Consider the following 15,969-nt stretch of genomic DNA (forward strand, 5'->3'; position numbering starts at 1 on the left):
AGGCCCCAGAGGTACAGGCGCGGCTGCGGCCTCCGCAGGTACAGACCTGGCCGGAGGCCCCAGAGGTGCAGCCGTACCTGCGGCCTCCGCAGGTACAGACATGGCCGGAGGCCCAGAAGGTACAGACGTGGCCGGAAGCCCCAGAGGTGCAGGCGCAGCTGCGGCCTGCGCAGGTGCAGGCATGGCCGGAGGCCCCAGAGCTACAGGCGTGGCCGGAGACCCAGGAGGAACCGCCACGGACGCAGGCCCGACCGCAGCAGGCATCGCCGCGGCTCCGGGAGAGACACACGTGGCCGCGGGCTCAGGAGGCGCAGTCGCGGCCCCGCGGCCGGCAGCGACGGGCGTGGCCGCGGGGCCGGCCGGAGCAGGCGTGGCCGCCCCTGTTCGAGCGGCGGGCGTGGTCGCAGGGCGGCGGGACCCGCGGCCTGCGACACCGTACGGCTCCTGCCGGCCCCGCCCATCGGCGGACGGAGACTCGGCCCAAAGCCCTGCCGAACCGCTCGCCCCGATCGGAGCGCCCCACCCGCTGTCCGTCCAAGGCCGTTCGCCCAGCAGGGTCAGGCCGGTCTGGGCCAGGGCCGTCAGGTCGCCGGTGCCGACCGCACCGTATTCGTTGACGGCCGGGTGGACGCCCAGGCGGAGGGCCTCGGTGAGGGCGTCGATGAAGCCGGGGTGGATGCCGGAGCCGCCGGCGAGGAGCTGGTTGGCGCGGATCGCGAGCATCGCGCGGACCTGTCGGGCCGGCAGCAGCGCGCCCGCGCCGCCCGCGTGGCTGCGCAGCACACGCAGGCCGTGTGCTCTCTCGTCGCCGGAGTCGACGGACACCGCGCGGTGCGCGCCGACTCCGGTGCCGCGGCCGTACAGCCGTCCGGCGGCGGCCAGTCGGCGTCCGGCGCGGAAGGAACGTACCGCCCGCTCGCGTGCCTCGGGGGCGACCTCGGGCACGGCCTCACCGTCGACGAGAGCGATCAGCTCGCCGACGGTGAGGGTGGTGCCGTTCAGGACGACCCGGCGTGGTGTCGTGTCCAACGCGGGCGGGTCAGCCCAGGCCGACGGACTTCAGCCAGGCCTTGGCGACGTCCAGCGGGTCCTTGCTCTCCAGCTGCACCTGGGAGTCCAGGTCCAGCAGGGTCTTCGTGTCGAGTTTGGCGGAGACCGCGTTGAGCGCGTCGACGCCCTCCTTGGAGAGCCCGCTCTTGTAGACCAGCGGGGTCACGTTGGCGAAACCGAAGAGGTTCTCCGGGTCCTGGAGGACGACGAACTTCTCCTTGGTGATGGTCGGGTCCGTGGTGAAGATGTCCGCCGCCTGCACGGTGTTCTTCTTCAGCGCGGCCTGGGTCAGCGGACCGCCGGCGTCCAGGGCCTTGAAGGACTTGAACTTCAGCCCGTACACCGCTTCCAGGCCGACCATGCCCTGCTGCCGGGTCTGGAACTCGGGCGAACCGCCGAGGACCAGTTCGGGAGCGATGTCCTTGAGGTCGGCGAGGGTGGACTGCGCGGTGAGGTTGTACTTCTTCGCGGTGTCCGCGTTGACCGTGACGGAGTCCTTGTCCTCGGCGGGCGAGGACTCCAGCAGGGTCAGCTTGGGGTCGAGCTTCGCCTTGGCCTCGGTGTTGACGGCCTCGAGCGACTTCTGCTCCGCCTTGGCGTCGAGGTACGCGAGCAACGAGCCGTTGTACTCGGGCAGGACGGTGATGGAACCGTTCTTGAGCAGGCCGTACGTGGTCTCACGGCTGCCGATGTTGGGCTTGTAGGACACCTTGATGTCCTTGGCCTTGAGTGCCTCGCCGTAGATGTCGGCCAGCAGGGTGCTCTCGGCGAAGTTGTTGGAGCCGACGACGACGGTGTCACCCGCCGCCTTGTCCTCGGAGAGCGGGTCGGTGTCGTCGGAGGAGGAACATCCCGCCAGCAGGGCCGTCATCGCGGCGAGCGCGACGGCCGCCGCGCCTGGGTGGTTCCTGAAGGACCTGCTGCTGTGGGCGTTGGAAGTCACGTCTGCCGTTCCGGGCTCGGAGGTTGGTGGAGTAAACGAACGCTCCACCTGATCCAATCCAGCGCGTTCTCGGTCAGTCAAGTGCCACCGGGTCACCGATTGGCTTCGATGCGCAAGCGGTTGTGGCGGTTTGTGAAGCAGAAAAGGCCAGTACGACACCCGGGAGACGGCGCTTTGTAATGGATTCTTGACGTAGGGCGACGCGCTCGACCGATCGAAGAGGCGATAGTCTCGCCGGAGTTGGCGTAGGTCACACCGGTGCGCGGGGGTTGCTCCGGTGTCGTGACGCATCACTCGTGGCGCCGTCGTGCGCCCGGCCGTGTTGCTGAAAACGTCGATCATCATCGGACAGAAGCGTGCGTCGCGCGGTGCGCACGACTTCATGAAGGAGGCATGGTGTCCACGACCGAGGTGGACGCGACCTCCCCCCGTCTCTCGGCTTCGCACGAGCGGCACGACCAGGGGGGACCCCGACGGTCGGCGGCCTCGTCCGTCCGCCGGGGCCTGCGGGGATTCGCCGACCGGTGGCCCTTCCAGCGCAAGCTCAACGTTCTCGTCGGTGTCCCGCTGACGGTGATCGCGCTGCTGCTGACGTGGGTCATCGCCGACCTGGTGCAGGAGTCCGACAACTCGGAGTCGGCGGCCCGGCTGGTCCGCGACAGCGCGCAGGTCGCCCAGTTGGTGGCCGACGTGCAGGCCGAGCACCAGCAGGCGATCCTGCTCTCCGTGCGTTACGAGGCGTCCTTCGACGGGGGCACGCCCTCCACCTCGGCCTACCGGATCGCCCAGCTCGCCGTGGACGCGCAGATCCAGAAGGTGCGCGACGCCTTCGGCGACCGGCTGCCGGACACCGAGGCGCGGGCGCTGCGCGAGATCGAGGGCCTGGCCGGCCTGCGGGACACCATCGAGCAGGGCTATCTGCCCGCCGACAACATCGACCCGGCGTACTCGGGTGCCGCCGACGGCGTCATCGACGGCCTCGGCCTGGAGCGCAACGCCGCCCTGGCCACCACCTTCACCGGCAGCCTGCTCGACTCGCTGCTGCGGGCCGACGCCGCCCACGGCGCCTACGAGACCGGCGTGTTCTCCGCGCGCACCGGTGACAGCAACGCGCTCATCGAGTTCACCGGCGCTGTCGGCTCGCACGAGCTGTACACCTACCAGACCGAGCGTTTCGCACGCTTCGCCACCGAGGCGCAGACCGACCTCCTCGGCGACATCGAGCACAACGCGGCGCAGGCCGTCATCGGCCGGCACTACGCCGAACTCGCCGTCGACCCCAGCGCGTTGCAGGCGGAGTCCAAGAACGAAATCCGCGTCGCGTTCCGCCAGGCGCTGGACTCCTACCACCACTACAACGAGCAGGCCGAGACCCGGCTGGCCATCACCGGCTCGCTCATCCACCAGATCGCCGACCGCGCCGACGACGCGGCCGCCAGCGCCCAGTGGCGCGCGGGTCTGCTGCTGAGCCTGGCACTGCTGGGCTTCGCCGTCTGGATCGGTCTCGCGGCGCTGGTGCGCCGCTCCGTGATCCGCCCGGTGCTGGCCCTGACGGGGGCCGCGCAGGAGGTCGCCGACGTCGCCGGGCGCGAGCTGGCCCGGGTGGCCGACGACGACGCCGAGGAGAGCGGGCCGCCGCGGCTTCGCGAGCTGCCGGTCACCGCCGACGACGAGATCGGCGCGCTGGCCGAGGCCCTGAACAACGTCCAGACGACCGCGGCGGCACTGCTGGAACGCCAGGTGCTCAGCCGGCGCAACGTCGCCGAGATGTTCGGCAACGTGGGCCGCCGCGTCAGCAACCTGACCACTCGTCAGCTCTCGCTGATCGACGCGGTGGAGCGCGGCGAGACCGACCCCGCGCTGCTCGAACGCCTTTACTCCATCGACCACATCGCGGTCCGGCTGCGCCGCAACGCCGACAGCCTGATGCTGCTGGCGGGTATTCGCGAAACCGTTCTCGACGCCGGTCCGGCCGCCCTCACCAACGTGGTCCGCGCCTCGCTCGGCCAGATCGAGGGCTTCCAGCGCGTGCAGTTGTACGCCGGCACCGAGGTCATGGTCGAGCCCGACATCATCGGCGACCTGACCCTGATGATCGCCGAACTCCTGGAGAACGCCGTGTCGTTCTCCCCCGAGGGCAGCCCCGTCGAGGTACGGGTGCGGCCCGGCGACGACGGCGCGACGATCACCGTCGCCGACCACGGCCTGGGCATGAGCGCCGACCGGCTCGCCGAGGAGAACGCCCGCCTGGTGCGCCGCGAGCGCCTCGACCTCGTCCCGACCAAGGTGCTCGGCCTGTTCGTGGTCGGCGCGCTGGCCCGCCGCTGGGACATCGACGTCACCCTCACGCGCACCCCGGGCGGCGGCGTGACGGCGGAGGTCGCCATCCCCTCCGCCCTGCTCCTGACCCTGAGCGGGGCGGCCCTGCGGGGAGCGGCCCCGGCGACGGCGGCACTCCCCTCCGGCGCGAAGACCGCCCTGGCGTCCGGTACGACGGCGGGTACGGCGCCCGCTGCGACACCCGCTGCGAAGGCAGCCGCCCTGCCGGGTACGCCGGAATCCCCCACCGCGCCCGCCGCGGCCCAGGCCGGCACGGACGCGGCGGAGGACCAGGACCCGGTCCCCCTCCCCCGCAGGGTGCCCCGACGCGAGACGGCCGAGCCCGAGCCCGATGCCGAGCCCGGTGCGAAGTCCGCCACGGTCGCCGTCCCCGTCCCCGTCCCGCGTGCCGAGGAGCCGACGGTCCACGACCGTACGGCGGAGCCCGTGCCGCACGCACGTACCGGACCCCCCGGCACCGAGCCCGCCGGCGTCGCCGTACGCCCCGAAGCGCGTGCCGATGCCGACCTGCCGGGCGCCGGGCCGTCCGCCGCCCGCACGCACGACGCCGCCCCCGCCGGCAGCCATGACGCCGACGGCCCGCCCCGCCCGGCGGCGGATCCGGCCCCCGACGGTGCCCGTACCCTCCGCCGCCGTGTCCGCGGGGCCACCCTGCGGACCACCGCGGAGGCCGCCGCCCAGCAGAGCGCGCGGCTGTCGCCGCCTCCGCCCGCCGACGCGGACGCCGTCCGCTGCGCGCTGGAGGAGTTCGAGGCGGCCGTGGAGCGCGCCCACCGCGACACCGGCGAGCACCCTCGCCCGACGACCGACGGTCCCGCCCTCCGCAACGGCGCCGAGCGCAACGCCGACGACGGTACGACCGACCGCCGGGCCGACCGCCGGGCCGAGCGCCGGGCGGACGACCGGACCGACGACAACCGGGCCGATGACGACCGGGCCGACGACGACCGGATCACCACGCACCACCAGAACCACCAGAACCACCTTCCGGAAGGAGCCGAGCAGTGAGCACGTCGACAGGTGACACTCCCGCGGGAGACGCCACGCCGACCGACCTGCGGGCCGCCGCAGCCGACTTCACCTGGCTGCTCAACCGTTTCGCCACCGAGACGGCAGGAGTCGTGGACGCCATCGCGGTGTCCACCGACGGCCTGCTGATCGCGGTGTCGGAACTGCGCGAGCACGCCGACTCCGAGCGGCTGGCCGCGATCGTCTCCGGCATCACCAGCCTGGCCGCGGGCGCCTCCGGCAACTACGGCCTGGGCGGCCTGAACAAGGTCATCATCGATCTGGAGGGCGGCCATGTGCTGGTCTCCGCGATCGGCAGCGGCGCCGTGCTCGGCGTGGTCACCGACAAGGAGGCCAAGCTGGGCAACATCGCCTACGAGATGACCGTGTTCGCCAACCGGGCCGGCACCGCGCTCAGCCCCCAGCTCGTGCTGGAACTGAAGAACAGCGTCGGCGCCACCAGGTCGCGCTGAGCGCCCACCGCCGGCCGAGAGAGGAAACCCACCACCGATGGCGGACGGCCGCACTCCGCGCGGCGCCGGCGAGGACGGCGTCACACCCGTCGGCCCGGCGTCCGCCGTCCGGCCCTTCCTGGTCACCGCCGGCCGGGTGGCGGGCGCGGGTGAGGCCGCGACCGGCCGGCCGATGCCCGTGGAGACCCAGTTGGTGGCCACCGCCGCCGGGCTCGAAGCGCTCGGCCGGCTCTCCTTCGAACAGCACGACATCGTCGCCGCGTGCAGGCAGCCGCAGTCGATCGCGGAGATCGCGGCCCGATTGCGGCTGCATCTGAACGTGGTGCGGGTCCTCGCCGAGGACCTGCGCGCGGCCGGGCAGTTGTCGGTCCACGTGCCCGACTCCGGCGTCACCCATGACGCGTCCGTCCTGCGCAGGGTTATCGATGGCCTGCGGGCCATCCCCGACTCCCGGGGGGTACTCCGTGACTCCGACTGAACCGCTTGTCGGCCATTTCGCCGGTCAGGCCGCCGTACGGCCGCCGCTGCCGGTGAAACTGGTGATCGCGGGCGGCTTCGGCGTGGGCAAGACCACCGCCGTCGGCTCGATCTCCGAGATCGAGCCGCTGACCACCGAGGCGGCCATCACCGAGGTGGCGGCGGGGGTGGACGACCTCAGCCACACCCCGCGCAAGACCACCACCACGGTCGCGATGGACTTCGGCTGCATCACCATCGACCCGACCCTGAAGCTCTATCTGTTCGGCACGCCCGGACAGGAGCGGTTCGGCTTCATGTGGGACGACATCGTGGAGGGCGCGGTCGGCGGGCTCGTCATCGTCGACACCCGCCGCCTCGACGACTGCTATGCCGCCGTCGACTACTTCGAGCACAAGCGGATCCCGTTCGCCGTTGCCGTAAACGCTTTCGACGGTCAGGTCGAACACGGGCTGGACGAGGTCCGCTGGGCCCTCGACGTGTCCGAGGGCGTCCCGGTGCTGGTCTTCGACGCCCGCGAGCGCGGCTCGGTGCGGGACGCGCTGCTGGTGGTCCTGGAGCAGGCGCTGGCCCGGTCGCAGGGGTGAGGGCACCTCACCCTGATCGGGCGGTGCGGGAATACCCTTGATCGTCGGGCCGGTTGTGCCGGGCATGAGCAGCCTCGACGCACGGACGATCACCAACCCGCCCGCCCTGCACGATCCGACGCCCTTCGGCTACAGCCACGCCGTCTCGGCGCCCGGCGAACTCGTCTTCATCGCCGGGCAGTACGCCTCCGACGCCTCCGGCACGCCCGTGCCGGGTGACTTCGCCGCGCAGGTCGACCTCGCCTTCGACCGGCTGGAGTCGGCGCTGGCCGGGGTGGGCCTCGGCCCGGAACACGTCGTACGGCTGGGCTCGTTCGTCGTCGACCACGACCTGGCCAAGCTGGAAACCCTCGGTAAGGCGTTGCACGCCCGTTTCGGCGAGCGGCTCCCCGCGCAGACCCTCAGCGGGGTGGCCGCGCTGGCCCTGCCGGGGATGCTGTTCGAGGTGGACGCGATCGCCGTACGGCCCGCCCCGGCGGTCTGACGCCCGACGGCCCGCCGCGGACAGCAAAACAGCCCGAGCGCCCCCCGGCACGCCGTCCGGCTGTCCGGCTGTCCGGCTGTCCGGCTGTCCGGCTGTCCGGCTGTTCGCGATCCGGCCGCTACGCGCTTCTGCGTACCCCTGGTGACACCGCCACCTTGGTGATCGCCCAGAACACGGCGAGGGTGGCCAGGGCCATGCCGGCGGTGAGGCTGGCGCCGCCGACGACCTTCTCGTAGTCGCGCTGGTAGAGGCCGTCGATGATGTAGCGGCCGAGTCCGCCGAGGCTGACGTACGCGGCGATCGTGGCGGTGGAGACGATCTGGATGGCGGCCGAGCGCAGGCCGCCGAGGATCAGCGGGAGGGCGGCCGGCAGTTCCACGTGGAGGAGGATCCTTTTCTCGGTCATGCCCATGCCGCGCGCGGCGTCCACCGGGGACGGGTCGACGGAGCGCATCGCCTCGTAGGTGGTGATCAGGATGGGCGGGACGGCGAGGGTGACCAGCGGGATCATCACGGGCAGCATGCCGAAGCCGATCAGCATCGTCATCAGCACGAGCAGACCGAAGGTGGGCAGGGCCCGTGCCGCGGTGGCGATGAGGGAGAGGGCGTTGCCGCCGCGGCCGTAGTGCCCGGTGATCAGGCCGACCGGCAGTCCGATCACGGCGGCGTACGCAAGCGCTTCCAGCGTGTATCCGAGGTGTTCGCTCAGACGGGTGGGGATGCCGTCGTAGCCCTGCCAGTGGGCGCTGTCGCTGAAGAAGTCGCTGACGAATTCGAGTACGTTCACCGGGCTGCGTCCTTCAGGGCGGGTTCGGCCGCCGGTACGGGCCGGGTGCCGGCGGTCCTGGGCGTCGTGCGGCGGCCGGTGCCGCTGCCGCTGCCGCCGATGCCTCCGCTCGGCATCCAGGGGGTGAGCAGGACGCGTACGAGCACCAGCGCGGCGTCGGCGAGCATCGCCAGGACGGCCATGGTGATGACGGCGTTCCAGGCGAGTTCGGGACGGTTGTAGATGGTGGCGTCGTGGAGCAGGTTGCCGAGGGCGCCCTGGTTGCCGATGAGGGTGCCGACGCTGACCAGACTGATGCTGGAGACGGTGGCCACCCTCAGCCCGGCGATGATCGCGGGCACCGCGATCGGCAACTGGACCTGGAGATAGCGGCGTACGGGCCCGAAGCCCATGGCGGTGGCCGCGGCGAGCGTCTCCTGCGGCACCGAGCGCACCGCGTCGACGATCGCGGGAACCAGCACGACCAGGCTGTACACGGTCAGCGGGATCATCACGGTCAGTTCGGTCTGGCCGGTGTAGTCGATGAGGACGACGAAGAAGGCCAGCGACGGGATGGCGTACAGCACGGTGGTCACCCACAGCACCGGCCCGTACAACCAGCGCATCCGCACGCAGAGTTGGCCGAGCGGGAGGGCGAGCAGCAGGCCGGCCAGGACGGGCAGCAGGGCCTCGCGCAGGTGCAGTCCGATGAGGCCCCACCAGCTGTGCTGGAGATCGCTGGGGATGTCGAAGAAGCCGCTCATCGCAGGGCCTTGGGCGGGCTGACGCTGTCCTCGTGGGCGCCGCGGATCGCGTCGCCGATGGCCTGCTGGGAGACGACTCCGGCGGCTCGTCCTTCACCGTCCACGGCGACCGCCCAGCCGGTGGGCGAGAGCACGGCGCAGTCGAGGGCGGCCCGCAGCGACTCCTGTCCGGCCACGAACGGCCGCCCGTGGGACAGCAGTCGGCCGCGGTCGATGCGGCCCGCGGTCAGCCGGTCCGGCTCGCTCCAGCCGAGGGGCTTGCCGTCGACGTCGGTGACGAGGAGGTAGGGCGCTCCGGCGTCGGCGCGGGCGGCGATCTGCTGGGCGGTGGCGTCGACGGCGACGATCGGCGCGGTGAGCAGGTCGAGTCCGGCCGAGGAGAAGAACGACAGGCGCCGGATGCCGCGGTCGGCGCCGAGGAAGTCCTCGACGAACGCGTCGGCGGGGCTCGACAGGAGTTCGGCGGGCGGCGCGAACTGGGCGAGACGGCCGCCGGTGCGCAGTACGGCGACCATCGTGCCGATCTTGACGGCTTCGTCGATGTCGTGCGTGACGAAGACGATGGTCTTGCCCAACTCCTCCTGTATGCGCAGGAGTTCGTCTTGAAGTCCCTTGCGCACGACGGGGTCGACGGCCGAGAAGGGTTCGTCCATCAGCAGGACCGGCGGGTCGGCGGCGAGGGCGCGGGCGACGCCGACCCGCTGCTGCTGTCCGCCGGAGAGCTGATAGGGGTAGCGCTTGGCGAGCGAGACGTCGAGGCCGACGCGTTCCATCAACTCGCGGGCGCGCGCCCGGGACTTGTCCTTGCTCCAGCCGAGCAGCCGGGGCACGGTGGCGATGTTGTCGATGATCGTGCGGTGCTGGAAGAGTCCGGCGTTCTGGATGACGTAACCCATGGAACGGCGCAGGATGTTGACCGGCTGCCGGCGGCTGTCGACGCCGTCGATGAGGATGGTGCCCTCGCTCGGCTCGACCATCCGGTTGATCATGCGCAGGGTCGTCGTCTTGCCGCATCCCGAGGGTCCGACGAGGACGGTGATCGAGCGGTCGGGTATCTCGAGCGAGAGGCGGTCGACCGCCACCGTTCCGTCCGGGTACCGCTTGGTGACTGAATCTATCCGTATCAAAGCGCCGAATACCCTTCGGGTCTGGCCGTGTCTGCCCGCTCTCGACCACGCAGGTTCCGAGCCGTTGCGGGGAGAGTCTAGACCGCTTGTGTTGCGGGGGTTTTGACGGGCGGAGCGGACTTCGTCCCCCGGTTCCTCACCAGATCAGCAGGCCTCCGCCGAGCCGCCGCGCGTACCGTGCGCTCGCCTCGATGGCGTCCAGGCGGCTCTCGATGTGCCGGGCGTGCTGCTCGACCGTCCGGTCGGGCGAGCAGGTCTCGGTGGCGAGCCGGGTCAACTCGGCGCGCACCAGGGCGATCTCGTCCAGGAAGGCGGGGATCTGTCCGGGGGTCACGACATCGCCGTCGGCCTCGGCCTCGGCCTCGACATGGCCGTCGCTCTGGTGGACGTCGACCAGCGCGGGCAGGAAGCGGGCGCCGATGCGGCGGATCGACGGCGAGCCCCACACCTTCGTACGCCAGGACTCGGGGCCGGCGAGGTCGGTTCCGTCGGGCCTGGGGTCCTCCGCCATGCCGAGGATGTGGCGGCTGCCGTCCTCACGCGGGAGGAAGATCTCACTGGTCAGGCTCATGCCGGCAGTTCACCATGCGGTGCGCGGTGGGGCCACGCCTTTTCCTCGGCCCCCGCCCCATCCCCTTCCTGCGCCTGGGGCGGCGCCCCAGAGCCCCCTACGGCCTGGACGGCCCCGTCCTCGAACGCCGGACGGACTGGAGCCGCTCACCGCGTCGGGCGGGCACGGATGCCGGGGTCGGAGCCCGTGGGGTCGGGACCGGAAGGGGCGGCGGGACGAGGGGACCACCTCACACGCTCAGGCCACCCCTGCCCCCGCCGACGAAAATCCCGCCGTACGCACGACACTTCGCCCCGCGTCCACGGCGTACACCTCGCAACCCGCCAGGCCCGCCGCCCAGTCGACGCCGTCCCTTCCCATCGCGAAGGCGGCCGTCGCCACCGCGTCCGCCTCCGTCAGCGTCGACGCCACGACGCTGACGGAGAGCAGCCCGGTCGCCGCGACCCCGCTGCGCCCGTCGATGATGTGGTCGCCGCGTTCGTAGCGCGCGGAGGTCGCGACCGCACCGTCGGTCAGCTCCAGGACCGTGCACACCTTGTCGGCGATCTCCGGGTGCCGTATCCCCACCCGCCAGGGTCCTCCGCCGACGACGACGTCACCGCCGGCGTTGAGGCAGAAGCGCCCCGCACCGGCGGCGGTCAGCCGCTCCGCCGCCCGCTGCACCGACCAGCCCTTGACGATCGCGCAGGGGTCGAACCCCCGTCCGGGCAGCCGGGCGTCGAAGGCTCCGCCGGTGGCGACCCGGTACCGCTCGCACAGGGCGAGGATCTCCACGAGGTCGGCACTGAGCCGGGAGGCGGGCAGTTCGCCCCGGCCGTACCGGGACACCTCGCTGCCGGGCTTGAACGGGCTGAACCGTTCGTCCACCTCGCGCAGCCAGGCGAACACGGCGTCCCCGGCCTCGGACAGGACGTCGGCGTCGGCGCCGCCCTCGATGTCGTCGACGCGCAGGGAGACCGGGAACCCCATCACCTGCTCGACGCGGTGCACGTCAGGCGCCCTTCGCGTCGATCGCCGCCTGGAGGGACTCCTTGTAGCCCTCGCTGGTCAGGGTCGCGCCGGACACCGTGTCGATGTCCGCGCTCTGCGCCTGAAGCGTCTCCGAGATCAACGTCGGCACGGCCGCCGTGGTCTGCGGATGGTTCGGCTGCTTCAGCATCCGCACCGCGCTGATCACGTCACCCTCGAAGGTGAGCTCGACCTGCACATCCCCCTTCTCGGTCCCCACCGTCGGGCCCTTCACCACGACGCCGGTCCCGGAGGAGGAGGTGGAGGGGGGCGAGGCCGGCGCGGCGACCTCGGTGGACGAGGTGCCCGTCGACACGTCGTAGCGCCAGACGGGGATGAGTCCGGCCACGGACAGGACCAGGACAGGTATGGCTCGCTTCACGTCGTCTCTCTCATCCCGCCAGGCTGAAGCGTTCGAAGTGGATCTGCGTCCGGGGCACGTCCAGCGCGCGCAGGCTGCCCAGGACGGCGTTCATCATCGGGGGCGGCCCGCACAGGAAGACGTCCCGGTCGGCGATGTCCGGCACGAGGCGGAGCAGTTCGCCGGGCGCCAGCCGGTCGGGCACCGGCGGCCCGGTGACCAGGTGCAGCTCGGCGCCCTTGAGGTGGGCGAGGTCGCGCAGCTCGTCGTAGAGGACGGCGTCCCGGTCGGAGCCCACGCGGTAGATGACGACGGCGTGGCCGTGCAGCTCCTCCAGGAGGGCGCGGATGGGGGTGACGCCGACGCCGCCGGCGACCAGGACGGCCTCCGGCCGGGTGCGGTGCATCGCGGTGAAGGCGCCGTAGGGGCCCTCGGCGAAGACGCGGGTGCCGGGCTTGAGGTGGCGCAGTCCGGCGGAGCCGTCGCCCGCGGCCTTGGCGGTCAGGCGCAGGGTGCGGCCGTCCGGCGCGGCGGACAACGAGAACGGGTTGGCCTGCCACCAGCGGTCCTTGGTGAGGAACCGCCACAGGAAGAACTGGCCCGCGCGGGCCGGCAGCCGGTCCAGGTCGCGGCCGGTGATGTACACGGAGACCACGTTGTCGGACTCGGGGACGACGGCCTCGACGCGCAGCTGGTGGCGCTGGTTCCGCCACAGCGGCAGCCCGAGCCGGCCGAGGAGGACCGAGCCGAGGGCGACGCCCCACAGGGTGTACCAGTACGTCGTGGCGGCGGAGGACGTGGTGAACGTCGTACCGGCGGCGACCTGGTGGGTGAAGGCGAGCACCACGGCGACGTAGGCGTAGAGGTGGATGAAGTGCCAGGTCTCGTACGCCAGCCGGCGGCGGGCCCAGCGGGCCGAGACGCCGCCGATGACGAGGATCAGCCCGAGCGCGACGACCGCGCGGAACACGCCCTCGACGGTCTCGGCGAGGTCGACGAGCTGGCTGACCGGGTCCATGGAGGAGGACCGGGCGTAGCCGAAGGTGATGAACACGACGTGCCCGACCAGCGTCCACAGGAGGCCGAAGCCGGTCCAGCGGTGCCAGTTGGTGAGCCGGTCCATGCCGATCCGGCGGTCCAGCCACGGCAGCCGGGCGACCAGCAGCAGTTGGAACGCCATCAGCAGGGCGGCGTAGAGGCCGGCGAAGCGGCCGATGACGACCAGGGCGTTGGAGGCGAAGCCGGCCTGGACGGCGAAGAGGGTCACGACGGCCGCGTTCGCGGCCAGCACGGCGTACAGGCCGGTGCGGGCCACGACCTTGGGACGTAGCGCCGTGGGGGGTACGGGAGGCGACTGGACGGTCGTCACGGACAGAAACTCCTTGATCGGGTCCTCAGGAGACAGAGCTTCGCCGCCCTTTGCTGTCGATACCCTGTCGTACAACTTTCAAGAAGGTATCGATCCGGATCAGCGGGCCACCGGGGTCTGGCGCCGGGGGCCGCGTGGCGCACTATGAGCGAGTGGAAAAAGTACGACTCCTGGTGGTGGACGACGACCCGCCGATCGCCGATCTCGTCGCGACGGTCGCCCGCTACGAGGGCTGGGACGCGGTCACCGCGAACACGGGCGAGGAGGCGCTGCGGCGCGCCGCCGAGTTCCGCCCGGACATCGTGGTGCTCGATCTGATGCTGCCCGACATCGACGGCTTCGGCGTCCTGGACCGGCTGCGCCGCTCCGGGACGATGGTGCCGGTGGTGTTCCTGACCGCCCGGGACGGGGTCGCCGACCGGGTCGCGGGACTGACCCGCGGCGGTGACGACTACCTGGTCAAGCCGTTCGCCGTGGAGGAGCTGATGGCGCGGCTGCGGACCGTGCTGCGGCGCAGCGCGGGCCCGGCGTTCCAGCGCTCGGTGCTGCGGGTCGGGGACCTGTCGATGGACGAGGACACCCGTGAGGTGCGGCGCGGCGACAGCCTGCTGACGCTCACCCCGACCGAGTACGAGGTGCTGCGCTATCTGATGCGCAAGTCGCCGACGGTCCTCACCAAGGCGCAGATCCTCGACCACGTGTGGGAGTACGGCTTCGGCGGCCGCTCCAACGTGGTGGAACTCGTCGTCAGCCGCCTGCGCCGCAAGCTCGACGCGACGACGGGCGAGCCACTGATCCAGACGGTGCGCGGATTCGGCTACGTGGTCCGGCAGGCCGCCGAGTGATCCGCCGCGCCTGGCGGTCGTACCGCAGGCTGCGGCTCGGCACCCGGCTCGCCCTGGGCCTGGGCGCGCTGTCGCTGGTGGTGTTCGCGGTGGTGGGCACCGCGCTGACGGCGTACATGCGCGACTATCTGCAGCACCAGCTGGGCTACCAGATGAAGGTCGTGCAGACCGTGCAGTCCAAGGACGCCGCGGCGCACGGCACGGTGACCCAGAAGCCGTACTGGGGCTGGTTCTCCGCGGTGTACGACGTGTCGGGCGGCTCGGTCGTGCTGCGGCAGCCCGCCGACATCCCGCACGACACCCGCCCCCTCACCCGGTTCGCCGAGGACATGGCGGACTCGGACACCGAGCTGCTGCGCACCGTGAAACTCGACGGCGAAGGCGTGTACCGGCTGCGGGGCTGCGAGGTCGAGCCCGGCGTGGTGCTGATCAGCGCGGCGCCCATGAAGGACATCGACGACACCATCGAGCAGCTGGTCACCGTGCAGGTCATCGCCTTCGGCCTGGCACTGCTGGGGCTGGTGGTGGCCGGGCGGGCACTGCTGCGACGCGGGCTGAAGCCGCTGAGCGACATGGCGCACACCGCGCACGGCATCGCCTCGCACGACCTGACCGAGTCGGCGTCCCGGCTGCACGTGCGCGCGGACGCGCCCGGCGGCGGGCCGGAGGTGGAGGAGCTGCGCACGGCGTTCAACACCATGCTGGAGCACATCGACGCCTCCCTCGCGGTGCGGGCCGAGGCCGAGCAGCGCCTGCGCCGCTTCGTCGCGGACGCCTCCCACGAGCTGCGCACCCCGCTGATGTCCGTACGCGGTTACGCCGACCTCTTCCAGTACGCGCCCGCCAACGCGCCCGCGGAACGCGACAGGCACCTGGCCAGGCTGCGCGCCGAGGCCGCCCGCATGGGTGTGCTCCTCGACGACCTCCTGCTGCTGGCGCGGCTGGACGCGGCCGAGGTGGAGACCCCGCTGCGCACGGAGGACGCCGACCTGGTGGACCTGGTCGAGCAGGCCGCCGACGCGTTCCGCGCGAGCCACCCCGGTCATCCGCTGACGGTGGGGCCGGGCCCGGCGGCGGTCCGGCTGCGGCTCGACCCGCAGCGCGTCCGGCAGGTCCTGGACAACCTCCTCACCAACGCGGCCGTGCACACCCCGGCCGGCACACCGGTGACCGTCCGGGTGACGGTGGGTCCGCACACGGCACAGGTGCGCGTCATCGACGAGGGACCCGGTATCCCGCCCGGCGACCGTGCGCGCGTCTTCGACCGCTTCTACCGCGTCGACAAGGCCCGCAGCCGCGACCGCGGCGGCAGCGGACTCGGCCTGGCGGTGGCCCGTTCCCTGGTCGAGGCCCACGGCGGAACCCTCGGCCTGGGCGACGACCCGGCCCGCACGGTCTTCACCGTCACGCTGCCCCTGCGGCCGGCCCGGTGAGGCACCGGGCACGCGGACCGGGTCCGGGGTGCGGATGCTGTCGGCGAATCCCGTCAAGCCCGAGCAACGGGCTGATTCTGGCCAGGGACACGCCGTGGAAGCGGCAGTTCGGCGGCCCGTATCCGCCCGTCAGCGTCCGCCGAGCGGACTCGCCGACAGCGTCCGGGTGCGGAGCGAGGCTCCGGCTCCGCGCCCCGCGGGTGAGCGGGCCGGGCGCCGGGCAGACATCTCACACCACCCGTCGCGCCACCCCTGGCACCACCGCGGTCGCCCCTGTGCCCGCACACCGTCGGTTTGCGGACACCACACCGTCACACCGGACGGGAACGCCTGCCCCGTCCCCTTCCGTCCCCGCTCCTCCCC

The 15,969-nt window shown here is 72.0% G+C and carries 15 protein-coding genes and 1 pseudogene; 7 read left to right on the forward strand and 9 right to left on the reverse strand.

Features of this window, described 5'->3' with window-relative positions; all coding sequences use genetic code 11:
- Window positions 1-549: 549 nt before the first annotated feature.
- Window positions 550-1,029: pseudogene (locus tag P1P75_RS14255) on the reverse strand (aromatic amino acid lyase); the annotation flags it as partial.
- A gap of 10 nt (window positions 1,030-1,039) precedes the next feature.
- The gene (locus P1P75_RS14260; protein WP_319255199.1) at window positions 1,040-1,993 is read right to left on the reverse strand and encodes an ABC transporter substrate-binding protein; all 954 of its coding nucleotides are present in this window, start codon (window positions 1,991-1,993) and stop codon (window positions 1,040-1,042) included.
- A 396-nt stretch (window positions 1,994-2,389) separates the two neighbouring features.
- On the opposite strand from P1P75_RS14260, the gene P1P75_RS14265 reads away from it, so the two are divergent.
- The 5 genes from P1P75_RS14265 (at window position 2,390) to P1P75_RS14285 (ending at window position 7,362) form a co-directional block, all read left to right on the forward strand.
- Window positions 2,390-5,341, forward strand: coding sequence for an ATP-binding protein (locus P1P75_RS14265; protein WP_319255228.1), 2,952 nt, complete (start codon window positions 2,390-2,392; stop codon window positions 5,339-5,341).
- On the forward strand, window positions 5,338-5,814 hold the full coding sequence (locus P1P75_RS14270) for a roadblock/LC7 domain-containing protein (RefSeq protein ID WP_150473256.1): 477 nt from the start codon (window positions 5,338-5,340) through the stop codon (window positions 5,812-5,814). Before P1P75_RS14265 ends, P1P75_RS14270 begins: the two co-directional genes overlap by 4 nt.
- A 37-nt stretch (window positions 5,815-5,851) precedes the next feature.
- A complete protein-coding gene (locus P1P75_RS14275) occupies window positions 5,852-6,292 on the forward strand; it encodes a DUF742 domain-containing protein (RefSeq protein ID WP_319255201.1) in 441 nt (146 codons plus the stop codon).
- Window positions 6,279-6,878 (forward strand): ATP/GTP-binding protein, encoded by a 600-nt coding sequence (locus tag P1P75_RS14280; RefSeq protein WP_150473254.1) that lies wholly within the window; start codon window positions 6,279-6,281, stop codon window positions 6,876-6,878. Before P1P75_RS14275 ends, P1P75_RS14280 begins: the two co-directional genes overlap by 14 nt.
- A gap of 64 nt (window positions 6,879-6,942) precedes the next feature.
- The gene (locus P1P75_RS14285; RefSeq protein WP_319255203.1) at window positions 6,943-7,362 is read left to right on the forward strand and encodes a RidA family protein; all 420 of its coding nucleotides are present in this window, start codon (window positions 6,943-6,945) and stop codon (window positions 7,360-7,362) included.
- 118 nt (window positions 7,363-7,480) lie between these two features.
- On the opposite strand, the gene P1P75_RS14290 is transcribed toward P1P75_RS14285, so the two are convergent.
- The 7 genes from P1P75_RS14290 to P1P75_RS14320 all read right to left on the reverse strand — a co-directional run bounded on the left by P1P75_RS14290 (window position 7,481) and on the right by P1P75_RS14320 (window position 13,328).
- A complete protein-coding gene (locus P1P75_RS14290) occupies window positions 7,481-8,149 on the reverse strand; it encodes an ABC transporter permease (RefSeq protein WP_319255205.1) in 669 nt (222 codons plus the stop codon).
- Entirely contained in the window at window positions 8,146-8,892 is a 747-nt protein-coding gene (locus P1P75_RS14295; RefSeq protein WP_319255208.1) for an ABC transporter permease subunit, read from the reverse strand. Before P1P75_RS14295 ends, P1P75_RS14290 begins: the two co-directional genes overlap by 4 nt.
- Window positions 8,889-10,019 (reverse strand): ABC transporter ATP-binding protein, encoded by a 1,131-nt coding sequence (locus tag P1P75_RS14300; RefSeq protein WP_319255210.1) that lies wholly within the window; start codon window positions 10,017-10,019, stop codon window positions 8,889-8,891. Before P1P75_RS14300 ends, P1P75_RS14295 begins: the two co-directional genes overlap by 4 nt.
- Before the next feature lie 136 nt (window positions 10,020-10,155).
- Window positions 10,156-10,590, reverse strand: a complete 435-nt coding sequence (locus tag P1P75_RS14305; protein WP_319255213.1) for a hypothetical protein — start codon at window positions 10,588-10,590, stop codon at window positions 10,156-10,158.
- A 237-nt stretch (window positions 10,591-10,827) separates the two neighbouring features.
- Window positions 10,828-11,580 (reverse strand): FAD:protein FMN transferase, encoded by a 753-nt coding sequence (locus tag P1P75_RS14310; RefSeq protein ID WP_319255214.1) that lies wholly within the window; start codon window positions 11,578-11,580, stop codon window positions 10,828-10,830.
- A 1-nt stretch (window position 11,581) separates the two neighbouring features.
- Window positions 11,582-11,980 carry an FMN-binding protein gene (locus tag P1P75_RS14315; RefSeq protein ID WP_319255216.1) on the reverse strand — a complete coding sequence of 133 codons (399 nt, stop codon included), beginning with the start codon at window positions 11,978-11,980 and terminating at the stop codon, window positions 11,582-11,584.
- 10 nt (window positions 11,981-11,990) lie between these two features.
- Window positions 11,991-13,328 carry a ferredoxin reductase family protein gene (locus P1P75_RS14320; protein WP_319255218.1) on the reverse strand — a complete coding sequence of 446 codons (1,338 nt, stop codon included), beginning with the start codon at window positions 13,326-13,328 and terminating at the stop codon, window positions 11,991-11,993.
- Window positions 13,329-13,480: 152 nt separating this feature from the next.
- Between P1P75_RS14320 and P1P75_RS14325 the strand changes: the two genes are divergently transcribed.
- Entirely contained in the window at window positions 13,481-14,173 is a 693-nt protein-coding gene (locus tag P1P75_RS14325) for a response regulator transcription factor (protein ID WP_319255220.1), read from the forward strand.
- The gene (locus P1P75_RS14330) at window positions 14,170-15,606 is read left to right on the forward strand and encodes a HAMP domain-containing sensor histidine kinase (protein WP_319255222.1); all 1,437 of its coding nucleotides are present in this window, start codon (window positions 14,170-14,172) and stop codon (window positions 15,604-15,606) included. The genes P1P75_RS14325 and P1P75_RS14330 overlap by 4 nt, the downstream gene beginning before the upstream one ends.
- Window positions 15,607-15,969 lie beyond the last annotated feature (363 nt).

The sequence above is a fragment of the Streptomyces sp. ID05-39B genome, from assembly GCF_033794725.1.
GTDB lineage: Bacteria > Actinomycetota > Actinomycetes > Streptomycetales > Streptomycetaceae > Streptomyces > Streptomyces bobili.